The 18,056-nt window shown below is 76.6% G+C and carries 13 protein-coding genes and 1 pseudogene; 5 read left to right on the top strand and 9 right to left on the bottom strand.

Annotated elements, in window-relative coordinates; translation table 11 throughout:
* Positions 1 to 57: 57 nt before the first annotated feature.
* From CCE01nite_RS05525 to CCE01nite_RS05535, 4 genes are all read right to left on the bottom strand, one after another.
* Complete coding sequence (locus CCE01nite_RS05525) at positions 58 to 4,122, bottom strand: carboxypeptidase-like regulatory domain-containing protein (RefSeq protein ID WP_141372058.1); 4,065 nt, start codon at positions 4,120 to 4,122, stop codon at positions 58 to 60.
* Positions 4,123 to 4,385: 263 nt separating this feature from the next.
* Entirely contained in the window at positions 4,386 to 5,732 is a 1,347-nt protein-coding gene (locus CCE01nite_RS21625) for a hypothetical protein (protein ID WP_170223938.1), read from the bottom strand.
* A gap of 130 nt (positions 5,733 to 5,862) precedes the next feature.
* Complete coding sequence (locus CCE01nite_RS05530) at positions 5,863 to 6,717, bottom strand: ABC transporter permease (protein WP_141372059.1); 855 nt, start codon at positions 6,715 to 6,717, stop codon at positions 5,863 to 5,865.
* A complete protein-coding gene (locus CCE01nite_RS05535; RefSeq protein WP_141372060.1) occupies positions 6,714 to 7,742 on the bottom strand; it encodes an ATP-binding cassette domain-containing protein in 1,029 nt (342 codons plus the stop codon). The genes CCE01nite_RS05530 and CCE01nite_RS05535 overlap by 4 nt, the downstream gene beginning before the upstream one ends.
* 114 nt (positions 7,743 to 7,856) lie before the next feature.
* Here CCE01nite_RS05535 and CCE01nite_RS05540 point away from each other — a divergent pair, with 114 nt between their 5' ends.
* From CCE01nite_RS05540 to CCE01nite_RS05550, 3 genes and pseudogenes are all read left to right on the top strand, one after another.
* A complete protein-coding gene (locus CCE01nite_RS05540) occupies positions 7,857 to 8,915 on the top strand; it encodes a helix-turn-helix transcriptional regulator (protein WP_141372061.1) in 1,059 nt (352 codons plus the stop codon).
* Between the two features lie 198 nt (positions 8,916 to 9,113).
* Positions 9,114 to 9,815 (top strand): class I SAM-dependent methyltransferase, encoded by a 702-nt coding sequence (locus CCE01nite_RS05545; RefSeq protein WP_141372062.1) that lies wholly within the window; start codon positions 9,114 to 9,116, stop codon positions 9,813 to 9,815.
* A gap of 130 nt (positions 9,816 to 9,945) precedes the next feature.
* Positions 9,946 to 11,391: pseudogene (locus CCE01nite_RS05550) on the top strand (methyl-accepting chemotaxis protein); the annotation flags it as partial.
* Between the two features lie 259 nt (positions 11,392 to 11,650).
* Here the strand turns inward: CCE01nite_RS05550 and CCE01nite_RS05555 are convergent.
* A complete protein-coding gene (locus CCE01nite_RS05555) occupies positions 11,651 to 12,550 on the bottom strand; it encodes an NADP-dependent oxidoreductase (RefSeq protein ID WP_141372063.1) in 900 nt (299 codons plus the stop codon).
* Positions 12,551 to 12,779: 229 nt separating this feature from the next.
* Positions 12,780 to 13,943: a GmrSD restriction endonuclease domain-containing protein gene (locus tag CCE01nite_RS05560; RefSeq protein ID WP_170223939.1), complete on the bottom strand. Its 1,164-nt coding sequence runs from the start codon at positions 13,941 to 13,943 to the stop codon at positions 12,780 to 12,782.
* A 94-nt stretch (positions 13,944 to 14,037) separates the two neighbouring features.
* Between CCE01nite_RS05560 and CCE01nite_RS05565 the strand changes: the two genes are divergently transcribed.
* On the top strand, positions 14,038 to 14,367 hold the full coding sequence (locus tag CCE01nite_RS05565; protein WP_034627430.1) for a hypothetical protein: 330 nt from the start codon (positions 14,038 to 14,040) through the stop codon (positions 14,365 to 14,367).
* 21 nt (positions 14,368 to 14,388) lie between these two features.
* Here CCE01nite_RS05565 and CCE01nite_RS05570 read toward each other — a convergent pair whose 3' ends face one another.
* Positions 14,389 to 15,096, bottom strand: a complete 708-nt coding sequence (locus CCE01nite_RS05570) for an SOS response-associated peptidase (RefSeq protein WP_034627428.1) — start codon at positions 15,094 to 15,096, stop codon at positions 14,389 to 14,391.
* A 211-nt stretch (positions 15,097 to 15,307) separates the two neighbouring features.
* Between CCE01nite_RS05570 and CCE01nite_RS05575 the strand changes: the two genes are divergently transcribed.
* Positions 15,308 to 15,925, top strand: a complete 618-nt coding sequence (locus CCE01nite_RS05575; RefSeq protein ID WP_141372064.1) for a flavodoxin family protein — start codon at positions 15,308 to 15,310, stop codon at positions 15,923 to 15,925.
* Positions 15,926 to 15,956: 31 nt separating this feature from the next.
* Here the strand turns inward: CCE01nite_RS05575 and CCE01nite_RS05580 are convergent, their stop codons facing one another.
* Both CCE01nite_RS05580 and CCE01nite_RS05585 read right to left on the bottom strand, forming a co-directional pair.
* Positions 15,957 to 17,012, bottom strand: a complete 1,056-nt coding sequence (locus tag CCE01nite_RS05580) for a right-handed parallel beta-helix repeat-containing protein (RefSeq protein WP_052103828.1) — start codon at positions 17,010 to 17,012, stop codon at positions 15,957 to 15,959.
* A gap of 17 nt (positions 17,013 to 17,029) precedes the next feature.
* The coding region (locus CCE01nite_RS05585; protein WP_218026452.1) for a hypothetical protein at positions 17,030 to 18,056 on the bottom strand (1,027 nt) is incomplete at its 5' end.

Below are 18,056 nucleotides of genomic sequence, written 5' to 3' on the forward strand. Positions count from 1 at the left end.
GGTGATGGCGCCGGCGACCTCGGCGTGCGGGACGCCGCGGCGCAGCGCGTCGCCCCGCTACTGCAGCCCGGACGGGTCGGGGTCGCGCCCGAGCACGCCCCGGTAGTACACCCGCGTGAGGTACTCCGTGACCGAGGCGTCGTCGCCGCGCTCGAAGTCGACCGTCGTGGTGCTCCCGTCGGCGACCGTCACCCCGACGCGGGTGCCGGTGGCCTGCTGCGCGCCGTCGACGAGGATCCGCCAGGGCGCGAGCGCCGCGTCGGCCCCGAGGACGACCTCGTAGCTCCCGCCGCCGGGCAGCGCCAGCCGGTACGTGCCGGCCGCGTCGGTGACGTCGTACGCCAGCCCGGGGACCGCCACCGCCACCCCCTCGACGGGGACGCCGTCGGAGAGCACGTGGCCGACGACGGCGGCACCCAGCTCGAACTGCTGCCAGGTGTACGCGGCGGTCGGGTACGGCTCGCGGAGCGTCACGGCGCTGGCCGGGTCGGCGTACACCGTCAGCGACTCCACCCGGTAGGGGCCGTCGACGCCGCGACCGGAGATCAGGCGCCCGTCGTACAGGAGCGTCAGGACGCCCTGACCGGGCTCCAGGAGCACGGCGCTCCCCTTCCACTGGATCTCCTCGCCCGCGGCGTCGATGAGGCGCCCGTTCACGGAGTACAGGTCCTCCTCCTGGACGTCGACCGTCACGTCGACGGCGAGCTGCTCGAAGAGCCCGTCCCCGTCGCTGTCGACCCCGCGGTCGGCGACCGTCTCGATCACGAGCCCACCGCCGGACCGGAAGGCGGCGGCGGCGTAGGCGGCGGTCGTGTGGACGCCGAGGGCGAGCACCTCCGGCGCCTCCCCGGTGCGCCCGAGCTCGATCCCGGTCAGCGTGTACGGCCCGTCGACGCCCCGCGCGGCGAGCACGCCGCCGTCGAGGTCGAGGACCAGCGTGCCGCCGCCGGCCGGGAGCGCGGCGCTCGTGGTGGCGCTCACGAGCCCGGCGCCGGTCGCGTCGGCGAGCGTGCCGCGCAGCGTGACGTCCGCCGGCGCGTCGAGCGTGACGCCGACCTCGACCCGGAGCACGTCGGGGTGCCCGTCCGCGTTGGTGTCGACGGCCGAGTCCGCGTACGTGCCGGTGAGCGAGGCGGCCGGCGGGTCGAACTGCGCCGCGGTGTAGGGGGCGGTGCCGTGCACGCGCGTCATCTGCGGCACACCGGCGGAGTCCGAGACGGCCAGCGCGACGTCGTACGGGCCGTCGCGGCCGGCCAACGCGACGTCGGGACCGGCGAACCGCAGCGTGACGTCCTGCGGCGAGGTCGTCGCGCTCACCGTGGTGGTCACGGTGGCGATCGAGGTGCCGTCGGGCGCGACGAGCGCGCCGTGCACGGTCACGTCACCGGCCGTGAGCGCCGCGACGGAGGCCGTGACGTCGAGCGTGTCGAACCGGCCGTCGGCGTCGGCGTCCACACCCGCGTCCGTGACCTCCGCGCCGACGTGCACCGGCGGCGGGGCGAAGTCGTCGGCGTCGTACGCGGCGGTCGTGTGGGTCAGCGTGCGCGCCGACGTCAGGTCCTCGACGGTGAGGAACACCGTGTACGGGCCGTCCACGCCGAGCGCCCAGACCGGCGCGCCGTCGAGGTCGAGCACGACGTCCTGGACCGCCCCCGCGACGAGGGTCAGGTCCTGCCGCGCACCGCCGACCTGGGTGCCGCCGGCGAAGAGCTGCACGCCGACCGAGGCCAGGCCCGAGCCCGTGGCCGTGACCGGCACGTGGACCCGCAGGCCGCCCGCCTCGACCTCGTCGGTGATCGTCCCGACCTCGGCCAGGGGCCCCTGGAACGCCGTCGCGTCATAGGCCTGCGTCGTGAGGCTGACGCTCGCGACGAGCGTGCCGTCGGCGGCGGCGACGGTCCCGTTGACCGTGTACGGGCCGTCGACGCCGCTCGCGCGGAGGACCTCGCCGGGGAAGAAGACCGGCACGACGCTCTCGCCCGCGGGCAGCGTCGCGTGCACGACCACGTTCACGTCGCCGGCCGGGTCGAGCGTCCCCCGCGTCAGGTAGGTGCCGTCCGGCGCGCTGAGGGCGAGGTCCACCAGGTGCTCGCCCGCGGCGGGGACGACGACCGGGAGGTCGAGCCGCAGGTGCTCGAACTGGCCGTTGCCGTCCGTGTCCTCGCCGCGGTCCGTCGCGGCGGCGAGCGCCTGGACCGCCGCGTCGTCCTCCTGCGGCGCCGGGTCCTGGCCCTGCGGTGCCGGGGCCGGAGCCGGGGCCAGCGGGACCGGGGCCGGTGCGGGCGGGATCGTGCGGTAGGTGCTCTGCGGCCACCCGGCGGCATTCCTGGTGCCGAGGTGGGTCAGCTCGAAGTCGACCGGGCCGCCCCCGAGCGGCGTGCACCGGTAGACGGAGGGGCCGATCCTCCCCCCGAGCCTGCAGGCCATGCCGTCGCGCTCGAACGCCGCCATGCCCGCGTCCCCGGTGACCCCGAACGTCGGGTCGTAGCGCTTCCCGCCGTACGTCCCCCACGAGTGGCTGCCGAACCACCAGCGGTCCGCCGCCCCGCCCCCGGACGGCGCGCTGTTCGCGCTCGCGTTCCCGTCGAGCGCGGGGCGCGTGTGGGTGAGGAAGTCGTACTTCGGGCTGGTGTCCTCGTAGCTCGCGTCGACGCCCACGCTCCGGGCGAGCGTGATCCACACGTCACGGAAGGTCGTGCACTGGCCGAGCGTCCCCGTGCCCTCGATCAGCGCCTGGGCGCTGTCGAGTGCGATGGACCCGGAGTACGTCCAGCGCTTCGGGTTGCCGTAGACGCCGGAGTTCAGGGCGAGCGCGACGTCCTCCGGCGTCGCCCTGCCGGCAGCGCCGCGGTCGAAGGCGAAGTCCAGCCAGCCCGTCTTCGGGGTGCCGGTGGACGGCAGCCCGGGCCGCCAGCTGCTGACGGGCTCGCCCAGCAGCACGTACACCGTGTGCGTCCGCTCCTGCTTCGTCAGCGAGGTCTCGCCCTTGCGGACCTCCAGCTTGACCGTGAGGTCGTACACGCCCGTGCGCTGGGGCAGCGTGATCTCGACCTCGCCCTCCCACCCGCTGATCCCCGCCGGCGGGCCGCTGCCGGAGCCGCCGCCGCCGGAGAACTCCCAGCTCGGCAGGACCGTCGGCTCCCAGTCGGGGCGCGAGGGCCACGCGTCGATCGTGTACTCGTAGGTGAACGTGCCCGCGGTCGGGCCGCCGAACCACGGCTGGTCGTTCATCGCGTCCGCGATCACGTCGACCTTCGTGGGCGCCCCGAGCGTGCCGTCGGGCTGGAACGCGCGCTCGAACACCGTGTCCGGGATCTCGTCCTCGCTCAGGCCGCGGAGCACGTCGACGTCGTCCGTGGCGTCGGTCGCCAGGTGCGCGATCGCGAACGGCACCGTGACCTCGGCCCAGTCGACCTGGACGGCCCAGCACCCGGTGCCGGCGGTGTCGATGTCGACGCGGAAGGCGTTGCTGCCCGACCCGAGGACCCCCGGCGGGACCGAGAACGTGTTGAGGATCCAGTGGCTGTCGGCGCCCGTGAGAGTCCCGACGCGCGTGCCGTTCACCGAGACCGTGTCGACCTCCGGCCCGCACTCACCGCCGCCGGCCTGGTCGACGTCGAACACCCACATGCGCAGCTCGATCGGCTGGCCGCCGGCCGCTTGCGGGTCGATCCCCTCGAGGTCGATGTCGAACGTGATCGGCCCGGGACCGTAGAGGTACTGGTCGAGGCTGCCGCCCTCGTCGACGCGCAGGCGCGCCTCCCGGGCGGCCTCGTCGAACGTGAGCTGCGTCCCGGCGGCGAGGGCCCGGAGGCGTCCGCGCTGCTCCGGGGCGTCGCTCGGCAGGTCGCGGTCCGCGGGGGGCTCGGCGGCGTCGGGCGCCGCGACGGGCAGCGCGGCGACGGGCAGCGCGTCGACGGGCAGCGCGTCGACGGGCGCCGCAGGCACGGGCGCTGCGGCCACGGGGACGGCGTTCGCGGGGACGGCCGCCACGGGCGCCACGGCCGCGGGTACGGGCGACGCCCCGGCCACGGTCGGCGGCGGGGCGAGCGACGGCGTCTGCGCGGCGGCGACCGGGACGGCCCCCAGCGCACCGAGAGCCGCGACGGCGACTGCCGCCACCGCCCTGCGTACCTGACGTGTCCGAGCCACGATGCCCCCCGAGCCGGCGCGGCCACCGGCCCGGCAGGACACCGGGTGGGGCGCGCTCCTCAGACGCTAGGCGCGCCGCCGCAGCCCCCGGAAGGGCTGGGCGCCCGACGTGCCCCATCGCCCGGCGGGCGTGCCCCAAAGCGAGCCCGGCGTGCCCCGATACCCGGCCGGAGTGCCTGAAAGGGCTCGCCGGCGGCACCGGTCCCCGCAGCGGCGGGGACGGTCCGGAGGGGTCAGGAGATCGTGAACCGCACCGAGGTCGTCGACACGAGCGTCGCGCGCCACGCCGCCGGGTCCGCCACGAGGTCGCCGGCCGGCTGACCCTCGAGCGGGTCGGCGCCGAGCGGGTCCGGGAACGTGAAAGGCACGCCGAGGTAGTCGAGCACCGCGTGGACCTCGTAGTCGCCCGCGGGCAGGTCGCGGCCGGCCGTGACGTCGCCCGGCTCGCCGTCCGGCGCGCACACCGTGAGCGGGAGCGTGCCGGTGAGCTGCTGCGTGCTCAGGACCCGGCGCTGGTCGGTGCGCGGGACGCCCGTGCCGTCGTCGAGGTAGCCGGTCGCGACGACGACGCCGCCCGTGCTGACCGCGACGCGAGCGCCCTGCTCGGGCAGGAGCGAACGGAGGCGGTGCTGCGGGAGCGTCCAGCGGTAGTCGGTCGCGAGCGTGAGGGGCTGGCCCGCGAGGACGGTCGGCGGGGGCGTCGGGGTGGGCGTGGGCGCCGGGGCGTCGGTCGCAGCCGGTGCGTCCGTGGCGGCCGGGGCGTCCGTCGCCGTCGGTGCGATCGACGTCGCGGTCGGTCCGGCGGTCGGCACCGCCGTGGGAGCGGGCGCCGGGGCGGGGATCCCCGCGGTGAAAGCGAACGCGAGCGTGTCGCGTCCGACGGTCGGGTTGCTGGGCGCCTCGGCGACGAGCGAGCCGCAGGCGCCGAACGGGAGCCCGGAGACCCCGCCGGGCAGCACGACCGGGCCGGTCACGGGCGGCGTCGGGGTGGGGGTCGGCACCGGGGTCGTGGGCGTCGGGGTGGGCGTGGGCGTGGGCGTCACGGTGGGCGTGGGCGTCGGCGTCGGGCTGGCCGTCGGGGACGCGGTGGGCGACGGCGACGCGGTGGGCGCGGGCGTGGCCGTCGGGCTCGCGGACGGCTTGGCGGTGCTCTTCGGGGTCGAGCCGCGCTGCGCGGTGCCGCGGGTCGGGGTCCGGCCCGTCGTCGACTTGCCCTTCGTGGTCGACTTCCCCGGCCGGGCCGACGTCCCGGGGCGCGGCGACGTGCCCGCGCGCGGGGAGCGGTCCGCGCGGGGGTCCGGCGCCGCCTCGTCCGCGCCGGGGTCGAAGAGCTCTGCGTCGTCGTCCTCGACGGCGACGCGCGGCGCGCGGGTCCGGGACGGCTTCGGGGTGGGCGACGCGGACGGCTTCGGCTCCGCGGAGAGCGACCCGGTCCGCACGGCCTCCTCGGTGGCCTGCGGCTCGACGGCCGGCGCGGCACCCGAGAGAGCGAGCGTCGCGGCGACGGCCACCGTCAGGCCCGCGCCGACGCGCGCACCGCGGCCGATCCGACGCGCCGTGGTCCGAGCTCGTGCGTTCATGAGGCCCCCTGCTCCGTGCGGCGGGCGGTCGCAGCGCAGGTCACGACCACCCGGTGTGTCGCATTCATCCTGCGCGTGTCGCGGCCGACGCGCCAGCCCTCCGGCGCGTCGGCCCTGCGGCGCGTCGGCCTCAGTCGGTGCTGCGCACGATCGTCCGCACGCCCACCCACAGCCCGAGCGCCGCCGTCGCGAGCGCTGCGACCGCGCCCCACAGCACCGTCGTCGAGCCCAGGTCGCCCGCGAAGAGCGCACGCTCGGCGTCGACCACCCAGGAGATCGGGTTGACCTGCGCGGCGACCTGCATCCAGCGCGGGCCCGCCTCGAGCGGCAGCAGCATCCCCGAGAGGATCAGCGCGGGGAACAGCACCGTCTGCTGGACGACCCAGAACATCCACTCGTGGGACCGCACCGCGATCGCGAGCGCGTAGCTGAGCGACCCGAGCCCGACGCCGAGGACCGCGAGCAGCACGAGCCCGAGCACCGCACCGAGCGCGTCGGGCCGCAGGCCGAACGGCAGCATCACGGCGACCACGACGAGCGACTGGACGACGATCGGCACCATCTCCTTGAGCGAGCGCCCCACGAGCTGCGCCGAGCGCGGCAGCGGGGTCACGAGCAGCCGCTCGTGCGCGCCGGTCTGCATCTCGAACTGGAGGTTCGAGCCGGTCGTCGACGTCCCGAACAGCGTCGTCATCACGAGGATCGACGGGACGAACCACAGCCACACGTCGCCGCCGGGCAGCCCGGCGCCGACCGACCCGGCGAGCAGCGGCCCGAACAGCGCGAGGAACACGATCGGCTGCACGAGGCCGAAGACGACGGTGAACGGCTCGCGCGCGAGGGGCCGGAGCTCGCGCGTCATGACGAGCGCGACGTCGCCGGTCCAGCGGCGCCGCCCGCCCGCCCGGGGCGCGGCGGCGTGCGCCGACCGGGTGCCCGGGTCGGGAGCCGCCGAGGTCGTGGGGGTCGTGGTCGGGGTGCTCATGCTGCGTCCTTCCCGGCGACGCGCACGTCGCTGCTGGTGGTTCCGTCGGTCGTGAGCGGCTCGGCGGCCGCGGCGCTCTCGCGCAGGCTGCGCCCGGTGAGGGCGAGGAAGACGTCGTCGAGCGTCGGGGTGACCGACTCCGCGGCGGCGAGCAGCACGCCCGCGTCGACGGCGGCCCGGACGAGCCCGGGGACGCCCGCCGCGCCGTCGGCGACCCGCGCGGCGACCTCCGTCCCCCGCACCGTGACCTCCCGCGCGCCGGGGACCCGCTCCACGAGGGCGGCGACGGTCGCGGCGTCGCGCACGTCGGGCACGCGGACCGTGACCCGGTCGCCCGCGAGGTCCCGCTTGAGCGCGGCGGGGGTGTCGTCGGCGATGACCTGCCCGTGGTCGACGACGACGACCCGCTCGGCCATCTGGTCGGCCTCGTCGAGGTAGTGCGTGGTGAGCACGATCGTCATCGCGTGCTCGGCGCGCAGCCGGGCGACGTGCTCCCACAGGTTCGCGCGGTTGTGCGGGTCGAGGCCGGTCGACGGCTCGTCGAGGAACAGCAGGCCGGGCGCGTGCACGAGCCCGAGCGCGACGTCGAGCCGCCGCCGCTGACCGCCCGAGAGGTCCGCGACCTTGCGCCGCGCGAGCTCGGTGAGGTCGAGCGCGTCGAGCAGGTCGTCGGCCCGGCGCGCCGCGGAGCGCCGGTCGAGGCCGTAGATCGCGCCCTGCGTCGTGAGCTCGTCGCGCACGCGCTGCTGGTGGCCCGCGCCGTTGCCCTGGCCGACGTAGCCGATGCTGCGCCGGACCTTCTCGGGGGCTGCGACGACGTCGTGGCCGGCGACCTCGGCTGTGCCCGCGGTCGGCCGGATCAGGGTCGTGAGCAGGCGGATCGTGGTCGTCTTGCCCGCGCCGTTCGGGCCGAGCACGGCCACGAGCTCGCCGGGGGCGACGTCGAGGTCGATGCCCCGGACCGCGTGCACGGTCTCGGTGCGGCTCACGGGGAAGTCCTTGGTGAGCCCTCTCGTGCGGATCATGGGTGCTCCTTCGCAGCGGTGTCCGGTGTGCCCCGGTGGTGCCGGCGGCGCACGACCCACACTCGTCGCAGAAGCGGCCGGATCCTGTCCGCTACCCGGCGCATGATGGAGCGCATGACGACCGAGGCCGCGAACCCCTCCGCCCGGCTGCTGACGCTGCTGTCGCTGCTGCAGTCGCGCCGCGACTGGCCGGGCGAGGCGCTCGCGGACCGCCTCGGCGTGAGCCCGCGGACCGTCCGGCGCGACGTCGACCGCCTGCGCGGCCTCGGGTACCCGGTGCGCGCGACGAAGGGGCCCGACGGCGGCTATCGGCTCGGCGCCGGGGCCGAGATGCCACCGCTCCTGCTCGACGACGAGCAGGCCGTCGCCGTGTCCGTCGCGCTGCAGACCGCGCACACCGGGGTCGACGGGGTCGACGACGCGGCGCTGCGCGCGCTCACGACCGTCCGGCAGGTCATGCCGTCGCGCCTGCGGGCCCGGGTCGACGCGCTCCAGGTCACCGCGGTGAGCCGGCCGGGCGTCGCCCGCGCGACCGTCGACGCCGACGTCCTCGTCGCCGTGGGCGCGGCGGTGCGCGCGCGGGAGGTCCTGCGCCTCGACTACGCCGTGCCGCGCGACCCGGCGGAGGCGGGGGGCGGCGCGGGCGCCGGGGTCGGTGCCGGGAGCGCGCCGACGACGCCCGCGGGCTCGGCGCCCGCCGCCCCGGCGTTCGTCCCGCCGCGCCGCGTCGAGCCGCACCACCTCGTCACGTGGGGCGGGCGCTGGTACCTCGTCGCGTGGGACCTCGACCGCGGCGACTGGCGCACGTTCCGCGTCGACCGGCTGACCCCCCGCACCCCCACGGGGCCGCGGTTCACCCCGCGCGAGCTGCCCGAGGGCGACGTCACGGCGTTCGTCGCGCAGCGCTTCTCCGGGACGGGCTGGGCGTGCACGGGCGAGGCCGTGCTGCACGCGCCGGCCGAGACGATCGCGGCGTGGGCCGGCGGGCAGTCCGTCGTCGAGCCGCTCGGCCCCGACCGCTGCCGCGTCGTGAGCGGCTCGTGGTCGTGGGGCGGGCTCGCCGCCTACCTCGGGATGTTCGGGTGCGAGGTCGAGATCGTCGGGCCGCCCGAGCTGCGCGACGCCGCCCGCGAGCTCGCCGCACGGTTCGCCCGCGCCGCGGGAGACGACTGACCTCCCGCGGCGACGGGCGTCCGCGCCGCCCCCCGTGCGGTCCTGCGACCCGGCCGCACGCCGCTGCGGGCGCGCGTCGGGCTGGTGGTGGCCGGGCCCGTGCGCCCCCCGGCAGAACGGGCCCGGCACCGGAGAAGACCCCCGGGCGGCCGACGAGATACCTGGCGGCGGGTGAAACCCGGGCGCTAGACCTGACCCATGAGCGACGAGACCGCGGCCGGGACGCGCGAAGACGCACGCCCAGCGCCCGCCCCAGCCCCCGCGCCGGCCGACGCACCCCCAGCCCTCGCACAGAACGACGCACCCACACCCCCGGCTCCGAGACCCACCCGGGCCCGTGCCCGCACGTCGCCGCACCGCACTCCACGCCGCCCGGGTCGCGCCGGGCCGGTCCCCGAGCGCCTGCGCTGGGCCGTCGACGGGCTCGGCCTGCGCGGCGACGAGCAGGTGCTCGAGGTCGGCGGCGGCCCGGGGGTCTCCGCGGCGCTCGTCTGCGCGCGCCTGACGACGGGCCGGCTGCTCGCGGTCGACCGCTCCCCCACCGCGACGCGCGCGACCGCCGAGCGGAACGCCGCGCACGTCGGGTCGGGTCGCCTCGTCGTCCTCCAGCGCGCGCTCGCCGACCTCGGCCCGACCGACGTGCCCGACGGCGTCGTCGACGTGGCGCTCGCGGTCGACGTGAACGTGTTCTGGGTCGCCGACGCACCGCCCGAGGCCGCCGTGCTGCACCGCGTGCTCCGCCCCGGCGCGGTGCTCCACGTGCTGTTCGGCGCGGGCGGCCCGACGGCGCCGGACCGCGTCGTCCCGCGCGTGCGGGCCGCCCTCGCCGCCGCCGGCTTCGTCGACCTCGCGGACGTCGCCGCGGCGCCCGGCTTCGGGGTGCGCGCCCGCCGGCCGTGAGCGCGGCACGGACGTCGGGCGAGCCGAGCGGCCCGGGCGGCGCCACCACCCCGCGCCTCACATCCGCAGGTCGACCGCCGATGGGCAGGCGCCACGGCACCGCGCCCTGGCGGACGACGAGGGGGACCCGGTGGGCCTGCTCACGAGGCGGAAGCCGCAGGCCGCGGCGCACGAGGACGCGCGGCGGATGTCGGCCGAGGTCGACGCGCTGGGCGCGGTCGTCGAGCGCCTCGGCGCGGTCGGCTCGGCGTCCGCGGGCGTCGACGCGGTGCTCGAGAGCGTGCGGCACGGGTTCGGGTTCGACTACGCGTCGGCGTGGCGGGTCCGCGAGGGGTCCGACGAGCTCGAGCTCGTCGCGCAGGACGGCTCGCTCGGCGCCGAGCTGACCCGGATGACCGCGACGCACCGCATGACGCGCGGGTTCGGGCTGTGCGGTGTCTCGCTCGCGAGCGACGAGATCGTCGACCTCGTCGAGCTCGGGGACCACCCGGCCAACTGCGCGCGCGGCGAGGCCAGCCTGCGGGCCGGCGCGCGCGGCGCGATGGCGCTGCCGATCCGCCGCGACGGCCGCGTCGTCATGATGATGGACTTCCTCTCGGCGCGGCCGGGAACGACGAGCGCGACGCGTCCCGCGGTGCTCCGCGCGCTCGCGCAGGTCGTCTCCCAGACGCTCGCGATGATCGAGTCCGCCGAGACGCTCGAGGAGGCGGCCCGCGACCAGAAGGCCGTCACGACGGTCGTCGCCGAGGTCGGCTCGCAGATCGACGAGCAGTCCGCCGTGCAGACCGCGCTCGATGCGGTGCGGTCCGAGTTCGGGTGGGCGTACGGGTCGTTCTGGTCGCTCGACCCGGCGGCGCGGGTCCTGCGGTTCTCCGTCGAGTCCGGCACCGCCGGGGACGAGTTCCGGCGCGTGACCCTCGGCGCGAGCTTCGCGGAGGGCATCGGGCTCTCGGGGCGGGCGTGGCGTGCGCGCGACCTCGTGTTCGTCGCGGACCTCGGCGAGCTGACCGACTGCGTGCGCGCCCCCGCGGCGCAGCGGGCCGGCGTGCGCTCGGGCGTCTGCCTGCCGATCGTCGTCGACGGCACCGTCATCGGGACCATGGACTTCTTCGCGACCGCGACGATCGAGCTGTCCGAGAGCCGCCGGGGCGCGCTGCGCAACGTCGCGCGCCTCGTGTCCCAGCGCCTCGACATCCTGCGCCGCGCCGCACGCGAGTCGGCCGCGGCGACCGAGCTCCTGGGGAGCGTCGAGCAGCTGTCCGCGAGCGCCGCCGAGGCGGGGACCGTCGCGCTCGACGCCGTCGCGCAGGCGTCCGCCATCGCGGGCGAGGTGCAGGCGCTCAGCGACTCCTCGGCCGCCATCGGCGACGTCATCCGCGTCATCACGACGATCGCGGACCAGACGAACCTGCTCGCGCTCAACGCGACCATCGAGGCGGCGCGCGCGGGCCAGGCGGGGCGCGGGTTCGCGGTCGTGGCGACCGAGGTCAAGGAGCTCGCGGGCGAGACGACCGTGGCGACCGGCCGGGTCGGGGAGCGGGTCGACGACATCCAGACGAACACCGCGACCGTCGCACGAGGCATCGAGGCGATCACCGCGACGATCGGGCGGATGGACGAGGTGCAGACCCGGATGAGCCAGGTGCTCGAGGAGCAGCGCGCGATGGCGCGGGCGTTCGAGACGCGCTGACGGCCCGCACGGGGTCCGTCCCGCGTCCGCCCGGGACGTACCCCCGGGACCGGCACACCGCACCCCCCCGGACAGGCGCGCCGGGACCGGCGCCGGCGCAGGCGACCGTGGGGTCGTGCCGCCCGAGCGTGAGGGGGCCGTGCGCTCAGAGCGTGACGACGAGCTTGCCCCGCGTGTGCCCGCCCTGGGCGTGGGCGTGGGCCTCGGCGGCCCGGTCGAGCGGGAAGGTCGCCTCGACGCGCGGGGTGTAGGCGCCGCGCGAGCCGGCCTCGGCGGCGGCCTCGAGGGTCGCGGCGGTCGCGGCGTCGGACCCCGTGAGGGTGACCCCCAGCCGGGCGCCGCCGAAGTCGGCGACGGTCGCGACCCTCGACGGGTCGCCGACGATCGCCACGATCTCCGCGAGCGAGCCGGAGCCCGCGGTGTCGAGCGCGGCGTCGACGCCCTCGGGCGCGAGCGCCGCCACGCGCTCGGTGAGCCCGTCGCCGTAGAGCGTCGGGGTCGCGCCGAGGGAGCGCAGGAAGTCGTGGTTGCGCGCGCTCGCGGTGCCGATGACCCGCGCGCCCCGGGCGACGGCGAGCTCGACGGCCGCGCTCCCGACGCCGCCGGCCGCACCCTCGACGAGCAGCGTCCTGCCGTCGAGGTCCCCGAGCGCGTCGAGCCCGGCACCGGCGGTCGCGGCGGCGAGGCCCGCGGCGGCGGCCTGCTCGTCCGACCACGCGTCCGGCGCCGCCGCCCACGTGTTCAGCACCGCGTGCTCGGCGAAGGTCGCGTCGCCGAGACCGAACACCCGGTCGCCGACCAGGACCCCGGTGACGCCCTCGCCGACCTCGTCGACGACGCCGGCCGCGTCCTTCCCGGGGATCGCCGGGAGCTCGAGCCGGATGCGCTCCTGGAACCAGCCCGCCCGGAGCTTCCAGTCGAACGCGTTGACGCTGGCCGCCCGCACGCGCACCCGGACCTTGCCCGGTCCGGCGTGCGGCTCGGGGGCGTCCTCGACCGTGAGGACGTCGGGCTCGCCGTAGGTGTGGTGTCGGACTGCGCGCATCGGTGGTGCCTCCCGGTCCGGCCCGGTGACCCGGGCGCCTGCGCCGCTGGCCTCCACGGCACGGGCGGGGACGCCGACCGACGGGCGCGCATTCCCGGGCGGAGTCGGTGTGACAGCGCCCGTGCCGGCCGCTCGTGCAGCAGCGCCCACGTCCTCGGCAGTCCCGAGCCGCGCCATCGTGCAACCGGGCGGTACGTGCCCGCCCGTGCGGGCGGGTCGCCGCCGGCGGTCAGCTCTCACAGCCGACCCCGTCGCCGTCCCGGTCGAGGTGCTTGCCGTAGCCGGGGTCGCCGACGCGGACGGGGGCGGCACCCGCGGCGCGGGCCGCGTCGCAGTTCTTGTACGCGACGGCCGGGGCGGGCGGGGGTTCGGGGGCCGGCGGGGGCTCCGGAGCGGGGGGCGGGGCGACGACGGGGGCAGGCACGACCGGGGCCGGCGCGACCGGCGGTGCGGCCGCCTGCTCTGCGGCGGGCGCGGCCTGAGCCGGTGCGTGCTCGACCGGCGCCGGCTCCACGGGCGCGGGCGGCGGAGGGACGGTCGACCCCTCGGGCAGCGGCTGGTCGGGGCACGCCGAGAGCACGCTGACCATCGCGGCGCGCTCCGCCTCGGTCACCCACAGCCCGTACGTGTACTTCACGCCGACCTGCCGGGCCACGTACGTGCACCGGAACGGCTTGTGGGGCGGCAGCCACGTCGCGGTGTCGCCGTCGCCCTTCTGGGCGTTGAGCGGTCCGTCGACCGCCAGCAGGTTCATCGGGTCGTTCGCGAAGCGCGTCCGCGTCGCCTCGTCCCACTGCTGCGCGCCCTTCTGCCACGCGTCGGACAGCGCCACGACGTGGTCGACCTGCACCGCGGTGCTCGTCGCGTTCCCACGGAGGAACTCGATCGTGCGTCCGCTGTACGGGTCCGCGAGCGTGCCGGTGAGGACGACGCAGTCGCGCGTGCCGGGCTTGAACGTCTGTGGCTCGAGGTCGCGCGCGAGCACGTCGTTGCGGGTGTCGCAGCCGTTGCGGTCGACGTCCACCCACCCGCTGCCGAACAGGTCGCGGTCGTAGCCGGTCCTGGGCGCCCGGCCCTTGACCTCGAGCAGCGCCGCGGTCGCGAGCGCGGTCTGCGGGGCGGCGCCCGCCGTGACCGCCTGCACGTCCACCGCCGGTGCGGGCTCGGGCGGTGGGAGCGCGGCGGCGAGCTCCTCGACGCTGGGTGCGGTCGCCGCCGGGGCGGGTGACGACGTCGGGCTCGCCGACGTCGCCTGACCGGCTGCTCCGGCGGACCCCGCGCCGCACGCGCTCGTCAGGCCCAGGACGCCCGCGAGCGCCAGGGCGACGAGCACGGGACGCGGCAGGCGGGAGCCTCCCGACCGGCCCCACGAGAACGGATCGGCAGCAGTCACGTCCTGGCTCTTCGGCACGCTGACCTGCGCACTTGAGCCGGATCACCGCCTCGCTCGGGATGCACGCCGCCGCCGTCCGCGCCATCGTGGGCGCGTGACGACGAAGCCGGAGAGCAGCCTCGACGACGGACGCCCGGGCGACGACCCCGACCAGACGCAGTGGCACTTCGGGATGCGGTTCTTCATGTTCTGGCTCATGCCGCTCTTCCTGTTCGGCGGCGCGTTCGTGTGGTGGCCGATGGTCCAGGACCTCGCGGCGGGGATCTACCCCGACAGCGCGAAGGGCTTCCTGCTCGTCCTCGCCTACCCCGCCGCGGTCGTGGGGTGGCCCTGCATGCTCGTCGCGTACCGGCGGGCGAAGCGCCGCGGCGAGACGCCGGTCCCGGGGGCGTACAAGCCCCGTCGTCCGACGCCGCGACGCTGATCCCCGACCGCCCGCGGGCCCTCACCCCACGGGCGCGACGAGCTCCGGCCCGTTGTTGCGCACGTTGCCCACGGCCGGCCCGACCTCGCGCGGCACGAGGTGCGGCTCGGGGACCGCCTCGAGCAGCGAGCGCACGTCGTCGACCGACGTCGTGCCGAGGTCGAGCCACTCGTCCCACAGGTCCGGGGGTATCAGCAGCGGAGTTCGGTCGTGGATGTGCCCGAGGGCGTCGGTCGCGGAGCGCGTGATGACGGTGACGGTCCACAGCCAGCGCGCGGGGTCGTCGGCGGGGCGGGACGGGTCGGGCCACAGCTCGTAGAGGCCCGCGGCGGCGAGCCCGTGCTGCGCGCCGTCGGCCGCCGTGAGGAAGTACGGGACCTTGCGCGCGGGGGTCTTCTGCCACTCGAAGTACCCGTCCATCGGGACGATCGCGCGGCGCCGGGCGGCGGCCTTGCGGAACGCCGGCTTCTCCGTGACCGTCTCGATGCGGGCGTTGATCATCCGGGCGCCGACGCCGGGGTCCTTCGCCCACGACGGCACGAGGCCCCAGCGCACGGTCCGGAGCTGGCGCTGCGGGCGCTCGTCCTCGACGCGCTCGAGCACGACGCGCACCGGGTCGGTCGGCGCGACGTTCCACGACGGCCCCGGCGGCTCGCCGAGGATCTGGTCGATCCGGTACTGGTCGGCGAGCTCGTCGTCCCGCCGCGTGATCGCGTACCTGCCGCACATGCCGTCAGTCTCGACGACGCCGCCCACACGGTGCCACGCGCACCGCGGCCGGACCGCCCGGGCCACGTGCGGCCCCGGCCGGAGCCGCGTCTGCGCACCCGCTCTCGCGCACCCTCGGAGCCGGTCGCGAGCCGGTCGCGAGCCCGTCGCGAGCCGGTCACGCGTCCGACTCCGGTCGCGGGATCGTGCGCGCCCTCGCAGGATCGAGGGCATGACCCCCACCCCGGACCTGACCGCCGTCGTGCTCGTCGGCACCCTGACCCCGTCCCCCGCGCCGTCGAGCAGCGAGCTCCTCGGCCGCCAGGTGCTCGACGCGCTCGGCGAGCACGGCGTCACCGGCACCGTGATCCGCCTCGTCGACCACGACATCAAGCCCGGCGTGGAGAAGGACATGGGCGAGGGCGACGCGTGGCCCGCGATCCGCGAGCAGGTGCTCGGCGCCGACATCCTCGTGCTCGCGACCCCGATCTGGATGGGCCAGCCGTCGAGCGTGACGAAGCGCGCGCTCGAGCGGCTCGACGCCGAGCTCGGCGAGAGCGACGACCAGGGACGCCTGCTCACCTACGGCCGGGTCGCGGCCGTGGCCGTGGTCGGCAACGAGGACGGCGCGCACCACACGAGCGCCGAGCTGTTCCAGGCGCTGAACGACGTCGGGTTCACCGTCCCCGCCGCGGCCGTCACCTACTGGGTGGGCGCCGCGATGCAGGGCACCGACTACCAGGACCTCGACGAGACGCCCGAGGAGACCGCGGGCACGACCGCGACGCTCGCCGCGAACACCGCCCACCTGGCGCGGCTGCTGCGGCAGTCGCCGTACCCGCCGAGCTGACGGCAGCCCGGCGCAGCGTGGCGCCGGTCCGTCAGCTCTGCCGCCCGAGGCACACGACACCCGTGCACTGCGGCTCGCGCGCGTTCCCCCACGCCCGGTTCCCGCCGAGGTCCACCGCACCCGGCGCGTGGATGCCCCACCCGGTGCTCGACGTGACGACGTTGTCGCCGAGCCGCACGTCGGCGCCGGGCCAGGCCGAGATCGCGTCGTGGTTGCCGACGAACGTGTTGCCCACGACCTCCGTGGGTCCCACCCAGGGGTCCTCGGGCCACGACGACGGGCGGGCGCCGACCGCGAGCCCGTTGCCGCGGAAGTCGTTGCCCTCGACGGTCCGTCGCGCCGAGCTCGCGGCGACCACCACCCCGTTGTCGGCGAACGTGTTGCCCGCGACCGTCGCCCAGGCCCACCCGGCGTCGACGACCTCCTCGTTCCCGCGGACGTCGCTGTCCACGAGACGCAGGGAGCCGATGTCGACGACCCACGCGAGCACCCGGTTGTCGACCAGCACGCAGTCCTCGAGGTCGAGCCTCCCGTCCCCGACCGCCACGATGTCGTTGCCCTCGAACCGCGAGCCACGCACCACGCCGCCCGAGGGCCACCCGAGGTCGAGCCCGATGTCGGCCCCGACGACGACGCTGTCCTCCATCGTCAGGTACATCCCGCCGCCGTTGATGTCCTCGTCCCTGATCGCCATCCCGACGTCCTCGAACGTGACCTCCTGGACGACGAGCCCTCGCCAGTTGCCGGAGTCGTGGACGCCGACGCCCCAGTCGCGGACCGTGCCGCCGCGCACGGTGCTCGGCCGCTCGTCCTCGTCGTCGCCCGGTGCGAGCCTGACGGCGGAGCCCGTGCCGTCCCCAACGAGCGTGTGACCGGCGAGGTCGAGGGTCATGCCACCGACGAGCGTCAGCCCGACGCCGTCGCACACCAGGTCCCGCGTCAGGCTGCTGTCCTCGGTGATCGTGTCGCCGCACTCCACCCCGTCCACCGCACCCGCGCCCGCCGCGAGCGCGGGTCCCCCCACCGTCCCCGCGGTCACCACGAGCACCACCGCGCCCCACCGGGCCGTCGTCCGTCGCACGTCCATCACCGTCTCCCGTCCGCTCAGCTGGCTCGTCCGAGGCACACCACGCCGGTGCACTGCGGCTCACGCGCGTTGTCCCACGCCCGGTTCCCGCCGAGGTCGCGCGCCCCGGGGGCCCGGATGCCCCACCCGCTGCTGCGGGTGACGACGTTCTCGCCGAGCCGGACGTCGGCCCCCCGCGAGGTCCAGATCGCGTCGTGGTTGCCCACGAAGGTGTTGCCCGCGACCTCCGTCGGCCCGTCCCAGGCGCCCGGGCTCTCGGGCCGGTGCCGCCCCCGGGCGCCGACGCCGAGACGGTTCCCCTCGAAGGTGTTGCCGTGCACCACGCGTGCCAGCGGGGTCCCGGCGACGACCGCGCCGTTGTCGACGAACGTGTTGCCGGTGAGCGTCGCCGTGGCCCACCCGCTCCCGACGACCTCGTGGGTCCCGCGGACGTCGTTGCCCACGAGCGTCAGCTGCGACCCGGAACCCGGGACGAGCTGCGGGTTGCCCACCAGGACGCAGTCGACGAACGCGTAGTCGCCCCACCCGCCCTCGGCCACCGCGTCGTTGCGCTCGAGGCGTGAGCCGCTGACCTGCAGAGCGGAGGACCACCCGAGGGCGAAGACCACGTCGGCGCCGGTCACCTCGCTGTCCCGCATCGAGACCGTCATCCCCCCGGGGTACGGCTCCTCGTTCTGGAAGACGGTCACGACCTCCTCGAAGGTCACGCGCTCGACGTCGTTGCCCCAGGTCGTGCCGCCCACGGCCTCGCGGACACCGTGGTCCCAGCCGCGGACCACCCCGTCGTGCACCCGGGCGGACCCGTCCCCCGTGCCGGGGCCCTGGGTGCGCAGGAAGGCCACCCCGGAACCACCGCCGTCGAGCGTGTGACCGGCGAGGTCCAGCGTGGCCGTGCCCTCCAGCGTCAGCCCGACGCCGGCGCACACCAGGTCCCGCGTCAGCCGGTGCTCCCCGGTCAGCACGTCACCGCACTCGACCCCGTCCCCGTAGCCCCCGTCCCCGTAGCCCCCCGTCGGGCCGGGATCGGGGCTCGCCGCGGCGGGT

It is taken from the genome of Cellulomonas cellasea (assembly GCF_006538745.1).
Lineage (GTDB): Bacteria > Actinomycetota > Actinomycetes > Actinomycetales > Cellulomonadaceae > Cellulomonas_A > Cellulomonas_A cellasea.

What these genes read in the sequence shown, in the direction of transcription:
- CCE01nite_RS05555 (WP_141372063.1), bottom strand. Translation starts at nt 12,550, where the DNA reads ATGCGCGCAGTCCGACACCACACCTACGGCGAGCCCGACGTCCTCACG.
- CCE01nite_RS05540 (WP_141372061.1), top strand. Translation starts at nt 7,857, where the DNA reads ATGACGACCGAGGCCGCGAACCCCTCCGCCCGGCTGCTGACGCTGCTG.
- CCE01nite_RS05575 (WP_141372064.1), top strand. Translation starts at nt 15,308, where the DNA reads ATGACCCCCACCCCGGACCTGACCGCCGTCGTGCTCGTCGGCACCCTG.
- CCE01nite_RS05535 (WP_141372060.1), bottom strand. Translation starts at nt 7,742, where the DNA reads ATGATCCGCACGAGAGGGCTCACCAAGGACTTCCCCGTGAGCCGCACC.
- CCE01nite_RS05570 (WP_034627428.1), bottom strand. Translation starts at nt 15,096, where the DNA reads ATGTGCGGCAGGTACGCGATCACGCGGCGGGACGACGAGCTCGCCGAC.
- CCE01nite_RS05545 (WP_141372062.1), top strand. Translation starts at nt 9,114, where the DNA reads ATGAGCGACGAGACCGCGGCCGGGACGCGCGAAGACGCACGCCCAGCG.
- CCE01nite_RS05530 (WP_141372059.1), bottom strand. Translation starts at nt 6,717, where the DNA reads ATGAGCACCCCGACCACGACCCCCACGACCTCGGCGGCTCCCGACCCG.
- CCE01nite_RS21625 (WP_170223938.1), bottom strand. Translation starts at nt 5,732, where the DNA reads ATGAACGCACGAGCTCGGACCACGGCGCGTCGGATCGGCCGCGGTGCG.
- CCE01nite_RS05580 (WP_052103828.1), bottom strand. Translation starts at nt 17,012, where the DNA reads ATGGACGTGCGACGGACGACGGCCCGGTGGGGCGCGGTGGTGCTCGTG.